Origin of the sequence: Variovorax monticola (assembly GCF_051216855.1) — a bacterium.
Lineage (GTDB): Bacteria > Pseudomonadota > Gammaproteobacteria > Burkholderiales > Burkholderiaceae_C > Variovorax.
In genome coordinates, this window is sequence record NZ_JBPJZP010000007.1 from 171423 (window position 1) to 193977 (window position 22555).

General features: G+C 64.6%; 18 protein-coding genes. 10 read left to right on the plus strand and 8 right to left on the minus strand.

Going from position 1 to position 22555, the window contains the following annotated elements; translation table 11 throughout:
* Nucleotides 1-25 precede the first annotated feature (25 nt).
* The 8 genes from ACSFA5_RS24910 to ACSFA5_RS24945 all read left to right on the plus strand — a co-directional run bounded on the left by ACSFA5_RS24910 (nt 26) and on the right by ACSFA5_RS24945 (nt 8431).
* Nucleotides 26-1144 (plus strand): BMP family ABC transporter substrate-binding protein, encoded by a 1119-nt coding sequence (locus tag ACSFA5_RS24910; RefSeq protein ID WP_435446727.1) that lies wholly within the window; start codon nt 26-28, stop codon nt 1142-1144.
* A 19-nt stretch (nt 1145-1163) separates the two neighbouring features.
* A complete protein-coding gene (locus ACSFA5_RS24915; RefSeq protein WP_435446728.1) occupies nt 1164-2252 on the plus strand; it encodes an ABC transporter permease in 1089 nt (362 codons plus the stop codon).
* A gap of 126 nt (nt 2253-2378) precedes the next feature.
* Nucleotides 2379-3302 carry an ABC transporter permease gene (locus ACSFA5_RS24920; protein WP_108140058.1) on the plus strand — a complete coding sequence of 308 codons (924 nt, stop codon included), beginning with the start codon at nt 2379-2381 and terminating at the stop codon, nt 3300-3302.
* Nucleotides 3303-3307: 5 nt separating this feature from the next.
* On the plus strand, nt 3308-4300 hold the full coding sequence (locus tag ACSFA5_RS24925) for a formamidase (protein WP_435446729.1): 993 nt from the start codon (nt 3308-3310) through the stop codon (nt 4298-4300).
* 7 nt (nt 4301-4307) lie between these two features.
* Nucleotides 4308-5018: a biuret amidohydrolase gene (biuH, locus tag ACSFA5_RS24930; RefSeq protein ID WP_435446730.1), complete on the plus strand. Its 711-nt coding sequence runs from the start codon at nt 4308-4310 to the stop codon at nt 5016-5018.
* A gap of 328 nt (nt 5019-5346) precedes the next feature.
* Nucleotides 5347-6936 (plus strand): ABC transporter ATP-binding protein, encoded by a 1590-nt coding sequence (locus ACSFA5_RS24935; protein WP_435446731.1) that lies wholly within the window; start codon nt 5347-5349, stop codon nt 6934-6936.
* A gap of 47 nt (nt 6937-6983) precedes the next feature.
* Complete coding sequence (locus ACSFA5_RS24940) at nt 6984-7655, plus strand: cysteine hydrolase family protein (RefSeq protein WP_435446732.1); 672 nt, start codon at nt 6984-6986, stop codon at nt 7653-7655.
* Nucleotides 7656-7684: 29 nt separating this feature from the next.
* A complete protein-coding gene (locus ACSFA5_RS24945) occupies nt 7685-8431 on the plus strand; it encodes a GntR family transcriptional regulator (RefSeq protein ID WP_435446733.1) in 747 nt (248 codons plus the stop codon).
* Nucleotides 8432-8667: 236 nt separating this feature from the next.
* Here ACSFA5_RS24945 and ACSFA5_RS24950 read toward each other — a convergent pair whose 3' ends face one another.
* Together ACSFA5_RS24950 and ACSFA5_RS24955 are read right to left on the minus strand one after the other, a co-directional pair.
* Nucleotides 8668-9636, minus strand: coding sequence for a Bug family tripartite tricarboxylate transporter substrate binding protein (locus tag ACSFA5_RS24950; RefSeq protein ID WP_435446734.1), 969 nt, complete (start codon nt 9634-9636; stop codon nt 8668-8670).
* A gap of 38 nt (nt 9637-9674) precedes the next feature.
* Entirely contained in the window at nt 9675-10913 is a 1239-nt protein-coding gene (locus ACSFA5_RS24955) for a flavin-dependent oxidoreductase (protein WP_435446735.1), read from the minus strand.
* A 111-nt stretch (nt 10914-11024) separates the two neighbouring features.
* Here ACSFA5_RS24955 and ACSFA5_RS24960 point away from each other — a divergent pair, with 111 nt between their 5' ends.
* On the plus strand, nt 11025-11930 hold the full coding sequence (locus ACSFA5_RS24960) for a LysR family transcriptional regulator (RefSeq protein ID WP_435446736.1): 906 nt from the start codon (nt 11025-11027) through the stop codon (nt 11928-11930).
* 47 nt (nt 11931-11977) lie between these two features.
* On the opposite strand, the gene ACSFA5_RS24965 is transcribed toward ACSFA5_RS24960, so the two are convergent.
* Together ACSFA5_RS24965 and ACSFA5_RS24970 are read right to left on the minus strand one after the other, a co-directional pair.
* Complete coding sequence (locus ACSFA5_RS24965) at nt 11978-12682, minus strand: M48 family metallopeptidase (protein ID WP_435446737.1); 705 nt, start codon at nt 12680-12682, stop codon at nt 11978-11980.
* Nucleotides 12682-15819, minus strand: a complete 3138-nt coding sequence (locus ACSFA5_RS24970; protein ID WP_435446738.1) for a type I restriction endonuclease subunit R — start codon at nt 15817-15819, stop codon at nt 12682-12684. The genes ACSFA5_RS24965 and ACSFA5_RS24970 overlap by 1 nt, the downstream gene beginning before the upstream one ends.
* 142 nt (nt 15820-15961) lie before the next feature.
* Here ACSFA5_RS24970 and ACSFA5_RS24975 point away from each other — a divergent pair, with 142 nt between their 5' ends.
* The gene (locus ACSFA5_RS24975) at nt 15962-16159 is read left to right on the plus strand and encodes a hypothetical protein (protein WP_435446739.1); all 198 of its coding nucleotides are present in this window, start codon (nt 15962-15964) and stop codon (nt 16157-16159) included.
* 10 nt (nt 16160-16169) lie between these two features.
* Here the strand turns inward: ACSFA5_RS24975 and ACSFA5_RS24980 are convergent, their stop codons facing one another.
* The 4 genes from ACSFA5_RS24980 to ACSFA5_RS24995 all read right to left on the minus strand — a co-directional run bounded on the left by ACSFA5_RS24980 (nt 16170) and on the right by ACSFA5_RS24995 (nt 22546).
* Complete coding sequence (locus ACSFA5_RS24980) at nt 16170-16862, minus strand: hypothetical protein (protein ID WP_435446740.1); 693 nt, start codon at nt 16860-16862, stop codon at nt 16170-16172.
* Complete coding sequence (locus tag ACSFA5_RS24985; RefSeq protein ID WP_435446741.1) at nt 16855-18042, minus strand: AAA family ATPase; 1188 nt, start codon at nt 18040-18042, stop codon at nt 16855-16857. Before ACSFA5_RS24985 ends, ACSFA5_RS24980 begins: the two co-directional genes overlap by 8 nt.
* 203 nt (nt 18043-18245) lie before the next feature.
* Nucleotides 18246-20114 carry a restriction endonuclease subunit S gene (locus ACSFA5_RS24990; protein ID WP_435446742.1) on the minus strand — a complete coding sequence of 623 codons (1869 nt, stop codon included), beginning with the start codon at nt 20112-20114 and terminating at the stop codon, nt 18246-18248.
* On the minus strand, nt 20105-22546 hold the full coding sequence (locus ACSFA5_RS24995) for a type I restriction-modification system subunit M (protein ID WP_435446743.1): 2442 nt from the start codon (nt 22544-22546) through the stop codon (nt 20105-20107). Before ACSFA5_RS24995 ends, ACSFA5_RS24990 begins: the two co-directional genes overlap by 10 nt.
* Nucleotides 22547-22555 lie beyond the last annotated feature (9 nt).

A 22555-nucleotide genomic window follows, 5' to 3' on the forward strand; every position in this document is an offset into this window, starting at 1 on the left:
CTTGTATCCAGCAACGGAGTACGTCATGACCCGCCCACTCAATCGCCGCGATTCCCTCAAGACCCTGACCGCGCTGGGCGCCGCCGGCTCCCTCGGGGGCTGGAGCGCCCTGGCCAGCGCGCAGGCCAAGCCGCTCACGGTCGGTGTGATCTACGTCGGCGCGCGCGACGACTACGGCTACAACCAGGCCCACGCGCAGGCCGCCGCCGAGGTCAAGAAAATGCCCGGCATCAAGGTGGTCGAAGAAGAGAACGTGCCCGAGACCGCCGCCGTGCAGAAGACCATGGCCGGCATGATTTCGCAGGACGGCGCCAAGCTGCTGTTTCCCACGTCCTTCGGCTACTTCGATCCGCACATCCTCGCGGTGGCGCCCAAGTACCCCGACGTGCGCTTCTCGCACTGCGGCGGGCTGTGGACCGAAGGCAAGCACCCGAAGAACGCGGGCAGCTTCTTCGGCTACATCGACGAATGCCAGTTCCTGAACGGCGTGATCGCGGCGCACATGACCAAGAGCAACAAGATCGCCTTCGTCGCCGCCAAGCCCATTCCGCAGGTGCTGCGCAACATCAACGCCTTCACGCTGGGTGCGCGCTCGGTCAAGCCGAACATCACCTGCAGCGTGATCTTCACGGGCGACTGGTCGATGGCGGTGAAGGAGGCCGAGGCCACCAACAGCCTGGCCGACCAGGGCTGCGACGTGTTCACCATGCACGTGGACGGCCCCAAGGTGGTGGTCGAGACCGCCGCCAAGCGCGGCAAGATGGTCTGCGGCTACCACGCGAGCCAGGCCAAGCTGGCGCCGAACGCGTACCTCACGGGGGCCGAGTGGAACTGGCTCACCGCGTACAAGACCATCATCGACGCCGCGCAAGCCGGCAAGCCGCACCCCAACTTCCTGCGCGGAGGACTGAAGGAGGGCTACGTGAAGATGTCCGCCTACGGCCCCATGGTGCCGGACGCCGCGAAGAAGCAGGCCGACGACATCAAGGCCAGGATGATCGCGGGCAGCTTCGACATCTTCAAGGACGGCATCAAGGACAACAAGGGCGCGGTGGTGGTGCCGGCTGGCAAGGTCCTCAAGCAGACCGACCTCGAGCTCGAGAAGATGAACTACCTGGTCGAGGGTGTGGTCGGCTCCGTCTGATCGAGTCCGCACTACCGAAATGCGCCACGCACTCAAGGAATTCGCCCTGCCGGTGTTCGCCATCGCGGCGGCGCTGCTGTTGTTCGGCCTGATGGTGGCCTTCGCCGGCGTCGACCCGGTGGAGGTATGGACCACGCTGTTCAAGGGCGCGTTCGGCGACTGGTTCTCCTGGCAGAACACGCTGCAGCGCGCCGCGCCGCTGATGCTCACTGCCCTGTGCGTGGCGCTGCCCGCGCGCGCCGGGCTGATCGTCATCGGCGGCGAGGGCGCGCTGGTGCTGGGCGGGCTGGCCTGCGCGGCGCTCGCGCATGCGGTGCCGCTGCCGGGCAACGTCGTCGGCACGGTCATCGTGTGCATCGCGGGCGCCATTGCGGGCGGGCTGTGGATCATGCTGGCGGGGTGGCTGCGGCAGTTTCGCGGCATCAACGAAACCATCAGCAGCCTGCTGCTGGCCTACATCGCCATCGGCATCTTCAAGCACCTGGTCGAGGGGCCGCTGCGCGATCCGGCGAGCCTGAACAAGCCCTCGACCTATGCGCTGAACGACGGGCTGCTCATCGGCGGCATCGGCGGCTCCGACATCCACTGGGGCCTGGCGATCGGCGTGGTGGCGTGCCTGGCGCTCGGCTGGTGGCTGCGCGCCACGGTGTCGGGTTTTTCGGTGCGCGTGGTGGGCGGCAATCCGCGCACCGCGCAGTTGGTGGGGCTGCCGGCCACGCGGCTCATTCTTTCGGCCTGCGGGCTGGGCGGCGCATGCGCGGGCCTGGCGGGCGCGGTCGAGGTGGCGGCGGTGCACACCAACGCCAACGCCTCGCTGATTGCGGGCTACGGCTACGCGGGCATCCTGGTGTCGTTCATCGCGCGGCACAACCCGGTGGCCATCGTGCCGGTGGCCATCCTGTTCGGCGGCTTCGGCGCGGCGGGCAGCCTGCTGCAGCGGCGGCTCGGCCTGCCCGATGCGTCGGTGCTGGTGCTGCAGGGCATCGCCTTCGTGCTCATCCTGGCGAGCGAGGGGCTGCGCACCGTCAACTGGAAGAAGTTCGGCGACCGCATGCTGCCCGAGGCGAAAAGCTACGACACGAACCACGACAGGAGTGCTGTGGCATGACCGCCGCGCCGGGCCGCCCCAAGCAAGGTCGCACCGCAGTGCGAAGCACGGAGGTATTTGAATGACCGCCGCGCCGGGCCGCCCCAAGCAAGGTCGCACCGCAGTGCGAAGCACGGAGGTATTTGAATGACCGCTGACCAATGGATCGCGCTCGTGGCCGGCATCGTCGGCGGCGCTTTGCGCGTGGGCGCACCCTTTCTCTTCGTGAGCCTGGGCGAATGCCTCACCGAGAAGTCGGGCCGCATCAACCTCGGGCTCGAAGGCGTGCTGGTGCTGTCGGCCATGGCGGCCTTCGGCGGCGCCTACCTCACCGATTCGGCCTGGCTCGGCGTGCTGGTCGGCGCGGTGGCCGGTGCGCTGCTCGCGCTGCTGCACGGCCTGCTGTGCTCGCTCGACCGCGTGAACGACGTGGCCACCGGCATCGCGCTGATGCTGCTGGGCACGGGCCTGGCCTTCTATCTCGGCAAGCCGCTGATCCAGCCGCAGGCGCCGCAGATCCCCGCCATTCCGCTGGGCTTCTGGAGCGACAACACGGTGGTGCGATCTGCGTTGCAGCTCAACGCGCTGGTGCCCATCGGCGTGGCGCTCGCGGTGCTGCTGTGGTGGGGCTTCGCGCGCACGCGTGCCGGCTTGCTGGTGCGCATGGCGGGCGACTCGGCGCAGGCCACGCGCGCGCTCGGCTATTCGGTGTCGGGCTTGCGCATCGCGGCGACCACGGCGGGCGGGTTCATCGCCGGCCTCGGCGGTGCGTCGCTCACGCTGTTCTACCCGGGCAGCTGGAACGAAGGCATTTCCAGCGGGCAGGGCCTGATCGCCGTGGCGCTGGTGATCTTCGCGCGCTGGAGCCCGTTGCGCTGCGTGGGCGCGGCGCTGCTGTTCGGCGGCGCGGGCGCCATCGGGCCTGCGCTGCAGTCCATCGGCATCGGCTGGGGCTACCACCTGTTCAACACCGTGCCCTATGTGCTCACGCTGGTGATATTGGTGTTCACCTGCAAGCCGGGCAGTGCGGCCGTCGGCAGCCCCGGCGAACTTTCATCGACAAGGAGTTGAATGCAATGAGCGGTTTCGGAGGCCTCAACAAATCGGCGCACGGCGTGGTCGTGGGCCTGGTGCAGCTGCAACTGCCCAGCGTGAAGACCCCGGCCGACCTGGCCGCGCAAACGCGGCGCATCTGCGACATGGTGGGCAAGGCCCGCCGCAACCAGGGCACGATGGACCTGGTGGTGTTCCCGGAGTACGCGCTGCACGGCCTGTCGATGGACACCCACCCCGAGATCATGTGCACGCTCGACGGCCCCGAAGTGGCGGCCTTCAGGCAGGCCTGTGTCGAGCACCGCATCTGGGGCTGCTTCTCGATCATGGAGGCCAACCCCGGCGGCAACCCGTACAACAGCGGGCTGATCATCGACGACCACGGCGACATCAAGCTCTACTACCGCAAGCTGCACCCGTGGGTGCCGGTGGAACCCTGGGAGCCGGGCAACCTCGGCATCCCGGTGTGCGACGGCCCCAACGGCAGCAAGCTCGCGCTCATCATCTGCCACGACGGCATGTTCCCCGAGATGGCGCGCGAGGCCGCGTACAAGGGCGCCGACATCATCCTGCGCACCGCCGGCTACACCGCGCCCATTCGCCACGCCTGGAAGATCACCAACCAGGCCAATGCCTTCTGCAACCTGGCCTACACGGCGAGCGTGTGCCTGTGCGGCAGCGACGGCAGCTTCGACTCGATGGGCGAGGGCATGTTCTGCAATTTCGACGGCACCGTGATGGTGGAGGGCGGCGGCCGTGTCGACGAGATCATCACCGCCGAGCTGCGGCCCGACCTGGTGCGCGAGGCGCGCACGGGCTGGGGCGTGGAGAACAACATCTACCAGCTCTACCACCGCGGCTACGTCGCGGTGAAGGGCGGCGCGCAGGACTGCCCCTACACCTACATGCACGACATGGCCGCCGGCACCTACACGCTGCCGTGGAGCGCCGACGTGAAGGTGACCGACGGCACGAGCTGCGGCTTCGCGCCGCCCGAACGCGGCTACGCGGGATGAGCGCGCCATGACGACCACCATCGCCAACACCACAGAGCGCCACGTCGCCGCCGAGCCCTATGCCTGGCCCTACAACGGCGCGCTGCGGCCCGACAACACGGCGCTGATCGTGATCGACATGCAGACCGACTTCTGCGGCAAGGGCGGATATGTCGACGTGATGGGCTACGACCTGTCGCTGGTGCAGGCGCCGATCCAGCCGATCGCGCGCACGCTGGCGGCGTTGCGCCCGCTGGGCTTTCACATCATTCACACGCGCGAGGGCCACAGGCCCGACCTGGCGGACCTGCCTGCGAACAAGCGCTGGCGTTCGCGGCAGATCGGTGCCAACGGCGTGGGCATCGGCGACGACGGGCCGTGCGGGCGCATCCTGGTGCGCGGCGAGCCGGGCTGGAACATCATTGCGGAGCTGGCGCCGTTGCCGGGCGAGGTGGTGATCGACAAGCCGGGCAAGGGCTCGTTCTATGCGACGGACCTGGAGCTCATCTTGCGTACGCGTGGCATCGAGAACCTGATCCTCGCGGGCATCACCACCGACGTGTGCGTGCACACGACGATGCGCGACGCGAACGACCGGGGGTTCGAGTGCCTGCTGTTGTCCGATTGCACGGCGGCGACGGACCATGGCAACCACTTGGCGGCGCTGAAGATGATCACGATGCAGGGCGGTGTTTTCGGGGCACATGCGAGTTCGTCGGCTCTGTTGGCGGTTCTATGAGTCGTGGTCTTGTTGTTCGTCGCTGCCAGGGTCGTTCGGGGCGCGCTCACGCCGACGCGTTACCCCTTTTCTCGAATGTCCCCCGGCCTGCGGCCTCCTACTTTATTTCGCGAAAAGGGGCACCGCATCGGCGTGAGCGTTGTCAGCAGCGCTTGTTGATCGGCTGCAAACCGACAGCGTGCCCAGGTGAACAGGGCGTCGGGTGCTCCCCGCAGCGAAATAAAGGAGGAGGGCGAAGCCCGGGGGACATTCGCGGAGGGGAGTACCCGGCGGCCTGTTCACATGCCCTGAACGAGTCTTCTCAAGACGTTCGCAACGGAGAACCGACATGAGCGCCACATCACCCCGCGCCATCGGTGGCCTGCCCGCAGGCAGCGGCGCGCTCGCGCTCGACACCTACCAACTGACCAAGCGCTTCGGTGCCTTCACCGCGATGGACAGCGTGACCATGCGCGTCGAGCCCGGCACGGTGCACGCGCTGCTCGGAGAGAACGGCGCGGGCAAGAGCACGCTGGTGAAGTGCGTGGCGGGCTTCCAGCGCGCGGAAGAAGGCAGCATCCTCATCGACGGGCGCGAGCAGGACATCGCCAACCCGATCGTGGCGCGTGCGCTCGGCATCGGCATGGTGTACCAGCACTTCACGCTGGCGCCGGGCATGACGGTCGCGGAGAACCTGCTGCTCGCCGGCGGCAAGACGCCCGCGTTGATCGACTGGAAGACGAAGCGCGCACAGCTGAAAGAATTTTTGGCGACCACCCCGTTCAGCCTCGACCTCGATGTGCGGCCGTCGGAGCTGGCGGCCGGCGAGAAGCAGAAGCTCGAACTGCTGAAGCAGCTGTACCTGAAGCCTCGCCTGCTGATTCTCGACGAGCCGACCTCGGTGCTCACGCCGCAGGAGGCCGACGAGGTGCTGGGCCATGTGCGCGAGTTCGCGCGCAGCGGCATGTGCACGGTGCTCATCATCACGCACAAGTTTCGCGAAGTGATGGCGTATGCCGACAGCGTGACGGTGCTGCGCCGGGGCAAGGCGGTGCACCACTGCCGCGTGGCGGACACCAGCCCGGCGCAACTGGCGCAGGCCATGATGGGCGGCGAACAGGCTGCGGCGGCGCAGACGCCCTTCACCCGCAAGCCCGTGCCTGCCGATGCGCCCTTCGCGCTGAAGGTCGAAGGCCTGAAGGCGCAGGGCGACCGCGGCACGCTGGCGTTGCACGACCTCAGCCTGTCGGTGCGCGCCGGAGAAATCCTCGGCGTGGCCGGTGTGTCGGGCAACGGGCAGCGTGAACTCGTCGAGGCGCTCGTGGGCCAGCGCCCGCGCCTTGCCGGCAAGGTCATGGTGATGGGGCAGCCCTATGGCGCGCACCGCGCGGAGAACCGCAACCTCAAGGTGCGCAGCCTTCCGGAGGAGCCGTTGCGCAATGCGTGCGTCGGCGACCTGAGCGTCGCGGAAAACATGGCGCTGCGCGATTTCGACCAGCCGCCCTTGTCTCGCGGTGGCGTGCTGAGCTTTCCGTACTGGCGCAGCCGCGCGCGTGAATGGATTGCGGAATACGGCGTGAAGACACAAGGTGAAGGTGCGCCGATTCGCAGTCTCTCCGGTGGCAATGTGCAGCGCGCCGTGTTGGCGCGCGAGCTGGCCGGCGACATCAACGTGCTGATTGCCGCGAACCCCGTGTTCGGCCTCGACTTCGCCGCGGTCGCCGAGATCCACTCACGCATCGTGCAGGTGCGCGAGAAGGGCGGTGCGGTCCTGCTGATCAGCGAAGACCTCGACGAACTGCTGGAGCTCGCGGACCGCATCGTCGTGATGAGCGAAGGACAGATCGTGTTCGAGACGCCCGCTGCGGGGGCGGAGCGGCATGTGATCGGGGCGCACATGGGCGGTGGGCACCATGAGCCGCTGAAGGCAGCCGCATGACCCCGTCCGTGACGGCATCCTCGGCCGATGAACCTGCGAGCTCCATCATGCGCATCGACAAAGCGAATCCCTTTCCCTATGAGTTCGACGTCGCGAAGACAGCGCTCGTCCTCATCGATATGCAGCGCGACTTCATCGAGCCCGGCGGCTTCGGCGAAACGCTGGGCAACGACGTGTCGCTGCTGGAGGCCATCGTTCCTGCAACCAGAAGGACGTTGGAGGCCTGGCGTGAAGCCGGCGGCCTGGTCGTGCACACCCGCGAGGCGCACAAGGCCGACCTCTCCGACTGCCCGCCGGCCAAGCGCAACCGCGGCAGCCCCACGCTGCGCATCGGCGACCCAGGCCCGATGGGCCGCATCCTCGTGGCGGGCGAGCCCGGCAACCAGATCATCGACGCGCTCGCGCCCGTCGACGGCGAGCTCGTCATCGACAAGCCCGGCAAAGGGGCGTTCCATGCCACCGGCCTGCACGAACTCCTGCAGCAACGCGGCATCACGCACCTGTTGTTCGGCGGCGTGACGACCGAGGTGTGCGTGCAGACCAGCATGCGCGAAGCGAACGACCGCGGCTACGACAGCCTGCTGCTCGAAGACTGCACCGAAAGCTACTTTCCCGCCTTCAAGGCCGCGACGCTCGACATGGTGCGCGCGCAGGGCGGCATCGTCGGGTGGACAGCCCCGAGCGCCGCGTTGCTGGCCGCGCTGAACAGCCCCTCGTGACGCCCGCGCCAGCGACTAACATTCCCTCCGTGTCTACCGTCCGACCCCGCCCCGAAACTCCCGTCTCCGCCGCCCCGCCTGTCCAGGCGGCCGTGTTCCGTACGCGGGCCGACGAGGTGTATGCGCAACTCAAGCGCGACGTGGCCGAATTCATCCTCGTGCCCGGCGACCGCTTCACCGAGAACGAGATCAGCGACCGGCTCGGCGTGTCGCGCACGCCCGTGCGGCAGGCGCTGTTCCGGCTGCAGCAGGAAGGCTTCGTGGAGGTGCTGTTTCGCAGCGGCTGGCGCGTGCTGCCCTTCGACTTCGAACAGTTCGAACAGCTCTACGACCTGCGCATGGTGCTGGAGACCACGGCCGTGCACCGTCTGTGCGAGACGGACCGCCACATCGACCGTGCCCTGCTCGACACGCTGGCCGACATCTGGCTGGCGCCCCTGGCGCAGCGCAGCAGCGACATGGCCCAGGTGGCGCAATGGGACGAGGGCTTTCACTGTGCCTTGGTGGCGGCTGCCGGCAATGCCGAGATGGCGCGCGTGCACGGCGACGTGACCGACCGGATCCGCATCATTCGCCGGCTCGACTTCACCAAGCAGCCGCGCATCGACGCCACCTACGAGGAGCACGCCAAGATACTGAAGGCGGTGCGCGCGAACCGCGGCGACCAGGCGGCGATGCTGCTGCGCGCGCACATCGAGACCAGCCAGGCGGAGGTACGCAAGATCACGCTGCATCAGGTGCACCTGGCGCGGCATGCGGGGAAAGCGCCGCGCTGAGTGTGGGGTGCATTGTTCCTTCCCCCTCTGGGGGAAGGTTGGGATGGGGGCAAGCGGCCTTTGCGAAAGCACAGCCTTCTCAAAAGCCGCTGCCCTCACCCTAGCCCTCTCCCGCACGCGGGAGAGGGGACAACGCGGGACTCTTGGTCCTTGTCAAAGCGCTGCCTGTTCGAAGGCCGCTTGCCCCCACCCCGACCCTCCCCCGGAAGGGGAGGGAGAAAGACAAAGACAGACACTCAGTCTGCCGTGATGTTGCCGCGCTTCACCACACCTGCCCAGCGGTCCGCATCCTTCTTGATCAACGTGCCGAACTCCGCCGGCGTCGAGCTGGCCGGCACCATGCCCTGCGACTCGAACGACTTCGCCACCTCGGGCTGCTTCAGCACCTTCGCGATCTCGGTGTTCAGCCGCGCCACCACGTCCGCGGGCGTGCCCTTGGGCGCGAGCACGCCGTACCACATGTCCACGTTGTCGGCGGTCACGCCGGCCTCGGCCAGCGTGGGCACGTCGGGCAACTGCGCCAGGCGCTTGCTGCTGCCGGTGGCGATGGCCTTGAGCTTGCCGACCTGGATGTGCTGCAGCGCCACGTGCACCGGCAGGAACATGTAGTCGATGCGCCCGCCCAGCAGGTCGGTCACCGCGCCGGCCGTGCCCTTGTAGGGCACGTGCAGCATCTCGGTGCCGGTGCCCTGCATCAGCAGGGCCATCGACAGGTGGTGCGGCGTGCCCACGCCGGGCGTGGCGTAGGTCAGCTTGCCCGGCGCGGCCTTGGCGGCGCTCACCATCTGCTGCACCGAGGTTGCCTTCTGCACGTTCGGGTTCGTCACCAGCAGCAGCGTGCCCCACGAGGTGAGCGACACGGGCGCGAAGTCGGCCACCGGGTCGTAGCCGAGCGACTTGTACAGGCTGCGGTTCATCACCAGCGTGTTGACCTGCACCATCAGCGTGTAGCCGTCGGGCTTGGCGCGCGCGACTTTCTCGCTGCCGATGTTGCCGCTGGCGCCGGCGATGTTTTCCACGACCACCGGCTGGCCCAGCAATGCGGGCAGGCGCGCGGAGAGCTGGCGTGCCACCAGGTCGATGCCGGTGCCGGGCGTGTAGGGCACCACCAGCGTGATCGGCTGGTCGGGCCAGGCGTGGGCGGCGGTGGCCATGCCGAGCGTGGCGAGCAGGGCGACGAAGGTCTTGGTGAGTGATGAATGCATGGGGTCTTGTCTCCGTATTTTTGTGGGAATGCGCAAGTTCAAAGGAACGAAGGCCGCGCCTTCAACGCGACCGGGTCGTAGCCGGCCACGCGCTTGTAGTTGTCCGAGATGGCCTGCAGCTCGGCGGTGGGCACCACGTCCTCGATCCTGTCGAAGCGCTTGCCGCCCGAGCGCTCGAACACCTCGCGCAGGATGGCGTCGGGCGGGTTGCTGCGGTTGGTCAGCACCACCTCGGTGGTGGCCTTCACGCGCACGCGGTCGTAGTCTTCCAGCGCGGCGGTGCCCACGCCCAGGTCTTTCAATGCGCCGGCCAGAAAGCGCGCGTCGATGATCGCCTGGCCCGCGCCGTTGGAGCCGCGCGGCACCATCGGGTGCGCGGCGTCGCCCAGCAGCGTGAGGCGCCCGTGCGTCCAGCGCGGCAGCGGGTCCTGGTCGACCATCGGGTACTCCAGGATGGTGTCCGACGCGCGAATCAGCGCGGGCACGTCGAGCCAGTCGAAGTGCCAGTCGGCAAAGGCGGGCAGAAAGTCTTCGAGCCGGCCCACGCGGCTCCAGTCGCGCAGCGCGGGCTGCGGCGCGTGGATCTCGGCAACCCAGTTGACGAGCTGGTGGCCTTCGGCGTCGATGTCGTTGCGAATCGGGTAGATCACCATCTTGCCGACCGCGAGCCAGCCCGCGCGCACCATGCTGCCGCCCGAGAGAAACGGCTTCCAGCGCGTGGTGCCGCGCCACATGTTGATGCCCGAATAGCGCGGTGCGCCTTCGTCGGGATAGAACTGCTTGCGCAGCGCGGAGTGGATGCCGTCGCAGCCGACTGCCACCGCGCCGCGCACCGAGGGCGCGTCGGCGAAATGCACCGTCACGCCTTCGGCGTCCTGCGTGGCGCCGGTGCAGCGGTGGCCGCACACCACGCTGTCGGGGCCCAGGCGTTTCAGCGTCTCCTCGTACAGCAGCGTCTGCAGGTCGCCGCGGTGAATGGAGAACTGCGGCCAGTCGTAGCCCGCGTGCCGGCCGGCGGCCTCGCGGAAGATCAGCTGGCCGTGCTCGGTGAAGAACACGGCCTCCTGCGTGCGCACGCCCACCTTGTCGAGGGCCGGCAGCAGGCCGAGCTCGGTCAGTTCGCGCACCGCGTGCGGCAGCAGGTTGATGCCCACGCCCAGCGGCCTCAGCTCGGGCACCGCCTCGTACACGCGGCAGGGAATGCCGGCCTGGTGCAGGCTCAGCGCGAGGGTCAGGCCGCCGATGCCGGCGCCCAGGATGATGACTTCGTTGCTCATGGTGATTGGCTCTTCGCTTTGCGTGCTCGGTTCCTTGTCTCCGACCGCATTAGGAACGCGCATCGATCATTTGGGAAATTTAGATGTGCTATGGATTTATCATGAATCCTTATGAACCTCTCCACCCGCCAGATGCGTGCCTTTTTGCAGGTGGCGCGCATCGGCAATTTCACGCGCGCGGCCGAGCAGGCGCACATCACCCAGGCGGGGCTGAGCATCCTCGTGCGCGAGATGGAAAAGCAGCTAGGCTGCCGCCTGTTCGAGCGCACCACGCGCGTGGTGAGCCTCACGCCCGAAGGCCGGCGGCTGCTGCCCGTGATCGAGCGCCTGCTGACCGACCTGGACGACGTGGCGGCCGAGCTCGGCGCCGCGGGCGAGGCGGCGCGCCGCACGCTGCGCATCGCGGCCACGCCGCTGGTGTCCTCGCACCTGCTGCCGCAGGTGTTCACCACCTTCCGCGCGGCGCACCCGCAGGTGAGCCTTCGCCTGTTCGACGCCGACCTGCGCGACGTGGAGGCGATGGTGGCGGCCGGCGACGCCGACATGGGCCTGGGCTTCTTCTTCAAGGCCGCTTCGGGGCTGGAGCGCACGCCGGTCGGGCGCTTTCACCTGATGCGGGTGGCGCCCTGTGCCGATGCTGAAGAAGCACCGCCCATCGGCACCGCGCCCTGGTCGGCCTTGCGCAGCGCCGAACTGGTCGGCCTGCCGCCGGGCAACCCGATCCAGAAGGTGATCGACCAGCAACTGAGCGCCATCGGCTGCGCCGACGCGCAGCGGCCCGTGTTCAATTTCTTCGGCACGTTGATCTCGATGGTGGAGGCCGGCTTCGGCACCGCCGTGATGCCGACCTTCGCGCTCGCGGCCTGCCGGCGCCACCGCGTGCGCACCGACGTGCTGGTCAAGCCCAGGGTGGGCATGGACTTCTACCGCATCACCAAGCGCGGCGCGCACGAGACCGAGGCGATGCAGGCCTTCGTGGCGACGCTGGTGAAGGCGCTGCCCGCGTTGTCGCGCTGAGCAGCCTGCCGCTCAGCGCGTGATCTTCTCGGTGCGAACGCCTCGTCTCAAACCCCTAGCGGCAAGGCATTGAGTTCCGCACGTGCCTCACGCCACTGCGGCCAATGCCGATCCAGCAAGGCCACGAAGCGCTCACTGTGCGTTGGCTCCAGAAGGTGCAGCATCTCGTGCACCACCACGTACTCCACCAGGTCTTTAGGCTTCTTCACCAGTTCGGTGTTGAGTCGGATGTGTCCGGCGACATGGTTGCAACTGCCCCACTTGGTTTTCATGCGCTGAAGAAAATAGCCAGAGACGCGCACGCCCAGTTTGGTCTCCCATTTGGCAATCAGCTTCGGCATCAGGCCATGCAGCAAGGCCTTGTGCCATTCATGCATCACCTCGGCGCGCTTGGCAAGGTCATGGCCGGGCCGCACGGTGAGCGTGATGCGCTTGTGATCGTGCTTTACAAATGGCTTGACGTCGGCCTCCCGCACGGTCATCAGATGGCGGCGCCCCCACAGTTCGTGGCTCTCGCGTTCGCGAAACCGGCGCGGTGTCTCACGCGCCTGGGCGTTCAGGGCCATCTGTTGCTGGCGAATCCAGGCGAGTTTGGAGATCGCGTAGGCCCGTGCCACTTCCGCGCGGGTATTCTCCGGCGCGACCAGCGTCACCCGCCCCTCGGGCGGATGCACGGTCAGGTGCACATTCTTCACGCGCTTGCGGACCAGGCTGATCCGCAATGCGCCCAAGACGATCTCTTCGTTGCGCATCAGTACCCTGGTTGGTTCTTGATGATCTCGAAGATAGCCAAGGTCGCGGCCTTGTTGTTGTTCATGATCGGGAAGATGGCATTCAGCACTTGTGCCTCGCGTGCCGGGTCGCCCTTCCAGCTCGAGGGCGCTTTGTCGCGAATGGCTTTGTCCAGGCTCAGCGCGCGGTAGAGGCATTCGTCGCCATATGCGGCATGCGGCTCTGCCACCATGTTGTTTTCCGTGGTGGCGGCAGCCAGCACATCAGGCAGATTGTTGTAGAGCACCGCAGCCTCTTTGTTACCACGCAGAGCAATGGGCAACCGGTCGTTGTCAGCGCCCTTGCCGCCCAGGTGCTTTGCCAGCGCTTCGGCGTTTTTCAAGAATTGCGCATAACTGTCGGTGTCATCACGTTGCTGCTGAATCAGATCTTCCAGCAGCTTGCTCATCTGCTCGTAGAACTTGGGGTCGGTCAGCTGGTCGCGGATGATGGTCTTGCGGACGTTGTTGATGATGCCCTCGGCAATGGCATTCTTTGAAAGCTTGCCCTTCTCGTTCAGCTTGCGGGCGATGGCATCGTGGATGCCCGTCTCGATGATCAACTCGGTCAGCGACATTGAACTCAAGTCCCCCAACAAATCCGCCGGGTCGGCCTGGATGTAGGTGTTGATGAGATGGCGCATGTCCGCCTCGAAGGGCTTGGTGTCCAGCTCTTCGCCTGAATGGTTTTTGATGGCCGCCCGGAGCTCGCTGTAGAAGGCGGTTTCCTTCTCGAAGGCATCGATCTGCACGGCGCCGTAGCCCGCTTCTTCCAGGTTCTGCGCCAGGTCGGCATACGCCCGAACGTAAGCCGCCACTGCCTTGTAGAAAGCGATGCGCAGTGGCTCCGTATCGTTCAGTGCGGACGCATCGCTTGCGCTGCCGCAGAAGTAGTGGATGTGCTGCTCAATGCCCTGCGGCTGCTTGACCGGCGCGCACAGGTAGACCAATGCTTCCCGGGCGGCATCCAGCTTGATGCGGCCTTCGTCGCGCCAGTCTTTGACCGTCAGCTCTGCCCCTTCGCCGCTCTCGGTGTCCAGCTCATCGGAGGTATAGACAGCCAAGGCCTTCTGCACGTTGTCCAGCGATTCCTTGTAGTCGACGATGTGGCCGTAGTCCTTGTCCTCGCCATCGAGCCGGTTGGTTCGGCAAATGGCCTGGAACAGGTTGTGGTCCCGCAGCTCGTTGTCCAGGTAGATGTAGGTGCAACTGGGCGCATCGAAACCCGTCAGCAGCTTGCTCACCACGATCAGCAGCTTGAGGTTGGCTGGCTCCTCGATGAAGCGCCGCTTCATCTCCGTCTCGTACAGCGTCGTGTTCTGAAAACCGGCAGACCCCGCCTTCAGCACATGCTGGGTATAGGTGTCGAACTTGTAGCGTTCATCGCTGTCTTTGGGCTCTTGCGAGATGGCGTTGTGGTTGGGTTCGAAGGACGTGATGATCCCGCAGTGCTTGCCGAAGCTGGTGTTCTGAAACAGCCGGTAGTAGTGGCAGGCATCGTAGATCGAGGCGGCCACCAGAATGGCCGTGCCGCGGTCGTTGTTCAGGCGCGGCCGCACGCCAAAGTCGTGAATGATGTCGGCCATGATGCGCTGCTTGCGCTCGCCCGAACTCATCAGGTCTTCCATCGTGGCCCAGCGTTTGCGCAGCATGGACTTCTGGTAATTGTTCAAGCCCTTGGCGGCTTTTTCGAACCAGTCGTCCACGGCTTTCGGCGAGGTCAAGCGCTGTGGCACGGCGCGCGCCTCGTACTTCAGGTCCAGCACCACCTTGTCGGCGACGGCCTCGTTGAACTTGTAGGTGTGGATGAAGGTGCCAAACACCTCGCGTGTGGTTTGCTTGTCGCGGCGCAGCAGCGGCGTGCCAGTGAAGCCGACGAAGACTGCGCTGGCCAGCCAGCGTTTCATCTGCTTGTTCATGTCGCCGCCCTGGGTGCGATGGCACTCGTCAACGAACACATAGAAGCGGCCCGCCAGCCGGGGCGGCTCGCCCTTCAGGTCGGCGGTGTCGATCTTGTGGATCAAGGCGCACATCAGCCGTGGCGATGCCGTGCCCAGCTTCTCCAGCAAATCGCGCCGTGACTGGATGCGTGGCGACGGCGCCTCGGCGCCAATTACCCCGGCATTGCGCATCACGCCTTCGATTTGCTTGTCCAGTTCGTCGCGGTCGGTCACGACCAGGATGCGCGCCTCCGGATCGTGCTCCAGCAGCCACTTGGCCATCAACACCATCAGGATGCTTTTGCCACTGCCCTGGGTATGCCAGATCACGCCACCCTCTTGCCGCTTGAGGCGCTCTTGCGCCGCCTTCACGCCCTCGTATTGATGCAGGCGAGGCACCTTCTTATGGCCGCCATCGAAGATCACGAAGTTTCGCACCAGGTCCAACAGCTGTGCGGGCACCAGCATCTGCACCAACGGGCCATCGAGCAAGCCGCCCTCGGCCAAGTCGGCTGCAGTCTCACCCTCGGCCTTGTGATGCTTCCATTCCACAAAGAACTTCTCTGGTGTGCCGGTGGTGCCGTAGCGCAGGCCTTGCGAATCGCTGCCCGCCAGCACCAGCTGCACCGTGCTGAAAAAGCCCTGGTTGAAGATGGCTTCCTGGTTGGTGATCAGCTGGCGGATGCCGTGGGCCAAGTCCACCGAGCTGCGTTTGAGCTCGACCACCACCACCGCGATGCCGTTCACGTAAAGCACGATGTCGGGCCTGCGCTCGTGTCCACCCTTCAGCGTCACCTCCTCGGCCAGTGCAAAGTGGTTGTTGGCAGGGTTGGCCCAGTCGATCAGATGCACCGTTTCATGCGGCACGCCCGCCGCCACCTGCACCGGCACGCCGTAGCGCAGCAACTGGTAGGTGCGAAGGTTGGCCTGGTACAGCGTGACGCCCGTTGCATCGGCCGCCGCCATCAGCTTTTGCAGCGCTTGCGCGATCTGCACGGCTGAATAACCACGTTGCTGCAGGCTGGCGCGCAGCAGTTCTGGCTCGATGCAGCGGTTGCCCCCGCGTTTGCTCCAGTTGCCCAGGTTGCCGTAGCCCAGGCCGCCTGCGGTGGGGCTGGCTGTCAGGCGGGCGACGACGCGGTTCTGGGTGACGCGTTCGGGGCGCAGAGCAGGGGGCATGGCTTATTCTTCGGTCGAGTAGGCGAGTGGGCAGCTAGCCCGGTTGAATGGGACGCTGACTTCGGGGGTAACTTGAGGGGTGACTGCGCTGAGTTGCCTGCCCGGCCCGGCGAAGACCGCATCGCAGTTCGATAATCTATTCATGGATGAACCGAAGGTCCGCCGCGCGCTTAAAACACCTGCACCCCAGCCAAAGACGCCCAGCCGGAGGGCCGTGCTGCGTGCCGTGGCCAGTTCTACCGCATTGGAAACGGGCCAATGTGTTTTCGAGTTGGAACTGCGTTTGCAGCGAGCCACCACACGGTTCCCGCACATCAAGCTGGCGCAGGAAAAGAGGTGACGCTTGCCCATCAGAGCGCCGCCTGCACGGCCCTCTCAAACGCCACGGCCTGACTGCAAATTGCTTTGACGCCAGCCCAATTGGCCGTCACGTGGCCCGCCTGAGCCCGGTACTCAAAAACCACCTTGCGGATTCGCTGGGCCAGCGGCAACCGGGCCAAGCGCGACTCCACCGCCACGTTGCATTCAGCCCCCATCAACAACGCATGGTTTGCGGGTAGCCGGGCCGCTGCCAGCCATGTGCCAGACGACTGCGCAGGCAAGCAAAACACGGTCTTGGCGCCTGCGCTGGCAGGGCTCAACCAGCTGGACAACACAGCCTCCAGTAGGGTGCATGTGCCAGTCACCGGTGGACAAGGCACATGGCATGGCAAAGCGGCCCAGCCATTCGCGGTGGCCTGCGCAGGCACTTGAAGTCCACAGTCTGCGTACCGCGCCTGCGCCACGTCCACGTCCAAGTGAATCACCAGCAGATCAAAACCCTCCAGAGTGGGGTCGGTGTCCAGTGTGTTCGCATGGCGAGCACCCGCCGCGGCGCACCACTTCAACACGCCACCCCAACCGCTGCCCATTGCTGGCAGGGTCGGCTCTGGCTGCAATAGGGTCAAGGTGAACCGACGCGGCAATATCGCCTTGAGCGCGGCATTGATCACCTCGAAGTCGGTCGGCCCCTCGGCCACCAGCGCAATGCGTGGCTCAGACATTGGGCACCGCTCCCAAGTGGCCCATCATCCACAGGCGCGACAGTGGGAATTCTTGGTTCATCGCTGCCAACTTGGGCGATGGCTCAATGCGCCGCACCACCGTCATGCCATCGCTGTTCCGCTCCACGGCAAACAACCGCGTTTCGGGGTCGGACAGATCCAGCCCATCCAGCACAGCCGGATTGTGCGCCGTGAACAGCAGCTGCCGCTCCAAGTTGCCAAACTGCAGCCAGCCTGAAAGCCGAGATGCCATCCGCGTCAACAAGCGCGGGTTCAGTGCCTGGTCGAGGTTGTCGATGGCAAGCATCTTGGGCGCCTGGGGCAGCAGGCACAGCACTGCGCAAAAGAGGATATACAGCGCGCCTTCGCTCGCGTCGTAGGCCGTCAACTCATTGCGACTCTTGGCCATGAACCGGTCTGTGAACTTGAGCATCAGCTTGGTGCGGGGCACCTTGCTGGATATCAAAGACGCGCCGTGGCTCGTGGCCTGCACATCCACCACCCAGTCGATCAGCTCGAGCACCTGGTCCAGCACCTCAGCGCCCTCAAGGCCCTTGGCGTCCAAGTATTGGCGCAGCGATTCAAAGGCTTCTGCTAGTTGCCCTCCGTTCAGCCCCACAGGCGGACGCGACTGCACATCCGGCGCAACACCGCGTAAGGTGGGCGTGTTGGGGCAATAAATGGCGTAGTTCTGCAAGCGCTGCATCAACAACGCGGCGGCGTTGGTGGGCAACAGCTCCACCAAGCGCAAGACGGCCAAGCCCGCCTGCGGGTTCAGGTTCTTTTTGTTGCGCACCCCATCTGACACGATTTCATCGATGCCATCTGTCAAGACTTCAGTCTTGTAGGTCCAAGCCGGATCGGGAGACTCCAATGGATTCAGCAAGGACACCCTGAACGCTTCGTACTTGGCGCCCTCAACACCCAGGCCAATGTGTGCCGGCGTGCGTTCCGCCGCGAAAGAGCTCTTGTACAAGCGCGGCAAGCCCGCCCGTACGCCACGGCGCAGCAGACTTTCATCGTCCACTACGCCGTTGGCTGCGGCGCCCAGCACGCCCAACGCTTCCAGCACATTGCTTTTGCCCACGCCATTGGCGCCAATAAAGCAATTCAGGCGCCCCAATTCCAATTTGGCCTCTTGGATGGACTTGAATCCGTGAATGTGAAGCTTGCGGATCATGCGAATGCCTCAGTGGGATCGGTACTCATACTGGGAGGGTCCTTCCGGTCAGCAGCTTTGCATCATGCCTTGCTTGACAGTGCAGGTTTTGGCGAGTCTGGATTAGAGGTTGGCCAGACCATCGGCATTGGTGGAATTTCGCTTGAACTATTGGCGGCTGTCTTCGCCGCAGCCTGAGGCGCCACATGCGCAGGAGGTCGGCTTTAGTCATCCTTTGTCCCGGCAACCGGGCCCGGAACATAGCTCTTCTCCCGCATCCAGCCTAGCGCCTTCAGCCAGCGCTCTTCAGAGATGCGCTGCTTGGATTCGTGCCAGTTGTTGAGCACTTCGTGCACGATCATCTCGTCCGAGACCGCGCCCTTTTCCCGGAGCAGGTCGTTCCATGCGGCGTACAGCGTGGCGACGATTTCGCACCGCTCCGTGTCCCAGCTCCGAAAGGTGTCGAGCATCTCTGAAAGCTGGGTATGGATGGATGCGAAGTACCGGTCGAAGTAGTTCTTGTGGCCGCCGCGCTTGTCCAGCGGAACATACCTGTAGCGGCCGTTTTCCTTGCGCCCGTCGAACCACTTCTGGCTACGCAACTGACTGTCGATGGAATGCAGCGCCTTGCGGTCGAGCGGACCTGCGGCCTTGCGGACGTAGTGCGAGCCGGTGTCCACATGACACAGGTGCTCGGCCAGGAACATCATCTTCTCGAACTTGACGTGGCCGAACGTCGGCTCTTCATGCAACTGGTCCACGATCTCGGCTGCCAGCACGCTTCGCACGAAATGGATATTGGCCTTGCGCTCCTCGGCGGGCTCCGTCTTTTGAACAGATGTTTGTTCAGCCGAATCGACAAGCCGTGTCCTTCCTGTCAGCAGCTCTTGCATCATTCCTTGCTTGATGTCGCGGGTTTTGGCGAGGCGGGATTCGAGGGCGTAGAGGTCGGCGTCCATGTCAGAGAGGACGGTGGCGATGGCGGTTTGCTCCGTCTTCTCGGCTGGCAAACGAACCTCATAGCTTCGCAGCTGCGCCTTGCCAATTTCGAGAAAAGTACTTCCTCCACATAGGCTGATAAACCCGGCTTTTTGGGTTGATAGCAAGTAATAGAGAAATTCGGCATCGACATGCTGAAACGGAACAAAGTTCTTGAAGCCCTGATTGGTCGAAACCGGACCAACGTTGATTGCGCATTCGCCAATCGTGGCGCGCGAGGTCATGACGATCGCGCCTGCGGGAATGACTTCCGCCGAACTTTGTTTGAGTCCATACGCTGTGATTCGCCGTGCTGTGTCGGTTAAATACTTTCCGCCAGACAACGCGGTGATATCGGTGGGCGTGCACCAAGCAATGTCGCCATCCCAAGCAGCAGGGTCGTTTGTGCTCGGTGTGCCACCACTTCGGATGTCGGCCAACTCCGGCAGCAACTTGATTTCCCACTCCACATCGAAACCCGGCAGGCGGGTTTGGCCGGTGAGGAGTTGCTGCATCGCGGCCTGTTTGATGTCGCACTTCTTGGCGATCAGCCGCTCCAGCCCGGCAATCAGGGCATCGACGTCTGAAAGCGCGTTGGCGATAGCACTTTGCTCGGCTGCTGGTGGCAGTGCGATTGCATAGTTCGTAAACGTCGCGGGGTAGACGTGCTTGATCGTGGTTCCTTTGGCAAGCTCGAGCGTCCGTTGACGATAGCGAGCTTGACTGAGAAGGTACGAAATGTAGGCGACACACTGCTGTGTCTTGAGGACGATTACCTCTCTGCCAATAGCCACAGGCGAATTTTCGACTAAGGCGCAAGCTTTGCCCGTATTCGCGGCAACATTTGAGGAGCTCGCTATCAGGACGCATGGAGCCGAGACGACGTATGTCGCTGACCTTCGTTCGATGTACCACTTTGAGTGCTTGAGGTCGATGACTTCTGAGAAATCGGTATAGAGGCTGGTATAGGGAATCGCCGGAATTTCCCCATAAGGCTGAATTTCTCCTTTTAGAAGACCTTTGCCCATCTCCAGCTTGCCGAGACCTCCGAGTGTTCTGACCTTCCAGCCAGTTGGAATAGGGCCAAGTTCGGGGTACTTTGCTCCTACCTCCATACCACCCCCATGCGCTGCAAATGCGCCCCTACCTGCGCCGACAGTGCGTGCACCTCGTCAGCTAGCTGCGGCAGCGGCGTGGCATAGCGCTCCGCCAGTTCTCGAATCCGCCGCGTCAACGTCTGGCTCACCCGGTTCAGTTCCCCTTGCAAATCGGCACCCAACCGCGCCAGCCACTTATCTTTCACCACCAGTTGCTGAACGTCGGCTCCGCTCAACTGGGCGTAGTGGTCATGTGCCAGTTTGTCCAGTTGGGCATCCAGCTCCTTGATGCATTTCTTCAAGCCCACCTCGTCGGTGCTGAGCCGGAGCCAGTCCTTCAACACCTTCAGTTCGGCCGCGCCGTCGGCGTCCGCGCCAATCTCTTTGATGCGGTCTTTCACCGCCGCGGCATTGATCTTGTCGAAGCCGCCAAATACGGCATCTTCGCCACTGTGCTCGTCTTCCAGTTCGGTGATGGCGCTGCTGGCGGCGTCCAGCCTGGCTTGTTCGGCGTCGAGCGCGGTCTGTTGTGCGACAAAGTAGCGTTCCACGATAAGGGCCTTGGGCACCAGGTCGCAGGCCCAGCCCTTGTCCTTCTTCTTGCCCTTCTTGTCGGTCTCGATGATGCGCGCGGGCCTTGCCGCCCAGCCGTCTTGGGTCACGGCATATACGTCGTCTTGCATAGATTCGGCCCAATAGTCCATCAAGTGCTGATACACGCTGTAGGCGTCCACCAGTGGGGCAGCCTTGAAGGTGGCCAGCAGGTCTTCAGACAACCGCTCGATGAAAGCCTTGGGGTGGTCGCCGACTCTCAGGCCTTTCATGCGTGGCTCGTTGCGTGCCTGCCAATCTGCAAACAGCTGCGTCGCCGTGGCTTGAAAGGCGCAGAACTCGGCATGGCCCAGGATGGCGGCTTTCACGTCGGCCACAGGCGGTTGCAGCTGGCTGTAGCCCTCGCGGGTGTCGTTCGGCACGGGCGCAAACAAGGTGGCGCGAAGCGTGGGCATCACCTGCCAATACGGGGCCAGGGTGCTGCCTTCGCCAAACAGGTCGCGATCCGGGATCCCGCCATTCAGGTGGGCACTGAGGTCCTGGATGTCTTCCTGCTCGCTGCTGTCGATGTAGCGCGGCAGGTTGAGGTTGTAGTCATTCTTGTCGTTGGCGATTTCGCCCAGCGGCACCATGCGCGCATAGCGCGGCACTTCTTCAAACTTTTGGAAGCTGTCGACGATGCGGTGCACGTCTTGCTCGCGCAACCGGTTCTTGGGGCCATCCTTGATGAATCCTTGGCTGGCGTCGATCATCATCACGCCCTTGCGTGCTGCGGCGTTTTCTTTGTCAAGCACAAGAATGCAGGCCGGAATGCCGGTTCCGAAGAACAGGTTGGCGGGCAGGCCGATGATGCCTTTGAGGAAGCCCGAGTTCAGCAACTTCTTGCGCAGCACGCCTTCGGCGCCGCCCCGAAACAGCACGCCGTGCGGCAGGATGCAAGCGGCTTTGCCCGTGCCCTTCATGCTGCGAATGATGTGCAGCAGGTAGGCATAGTCGCCCTGCTTGGCGGGCGGCTCGCCCCAGGCGAAGCGCTGGTAGGGGTCGTTGGACGGGGTCAGGCCGGTGCTCCAGGCCTTGTCGGAAAACGGCGGGTTGGCCACCACGTAGTCGTAGGTGCGCAGCTGCTCGCCATCCTTGAACTTCGGGCTGGCCAGGGTGTTGCCGCTGAGGATGTTGGCCGTGGGGAAGTCGTGCAGGATCATGTTCATGCGCGCCAGGCCGGCGGTGGTCACGTCCTTCTCTTGCCCTTCCAGCGTGATCTTGTTGCCGGCCTCCGCCGCCACCTTCAGCAGCAGCGAGCCCGAGCCGCAAGTGGGGTCGTAGGCGGTGGTGCTGCCGCGGGTGTTGGCTGGCGAGATGCCAATCACCTTGGCAATGATGCGGCTGACTTCCGAGGGCGTGTAGAACTGGCCTTTGCTCTTGCCGCTTTCGGTAGCGAAATGGCGCATCAGGTATTCGTACGCATCGCCCAGGATGTCGTCGTGCTCGGCCCGGTTCTGCGAGAAGTCCAGCTCGGGCTTCTGGAAGATGCTGACCAGGTTGCTCAGGCGCTCCACCATCTCGGCGCCGGTGCCCAGCTTCTCGGGGTCGTTGAAGTTGGGGAAGTCGCTGCGTGCCAGGCGGCTGTTGGCATCGATCAGCGGCTGGATGATCTCGGTGTTGATGCGATCGCCGATGTCCGGCTTGCCCTTCAGGGCAATCATGTCCTTGAAGCTCGCGCCTGGGGGGATGACCACCGGCGGCGCAAAGTCGTCGGAGTCAGCGTACTTGTCGCTGATGTACTTGATGAACAGCATGAACAGGACGTAGTCCTTGTACTGGCTGGCATCCATGCCGCCGCGCAGTTCATCGCAAGAGGCCCAGAGGGACGAGTACAGGTCGGATTTCTTGATGGCCATGGGGCGAGT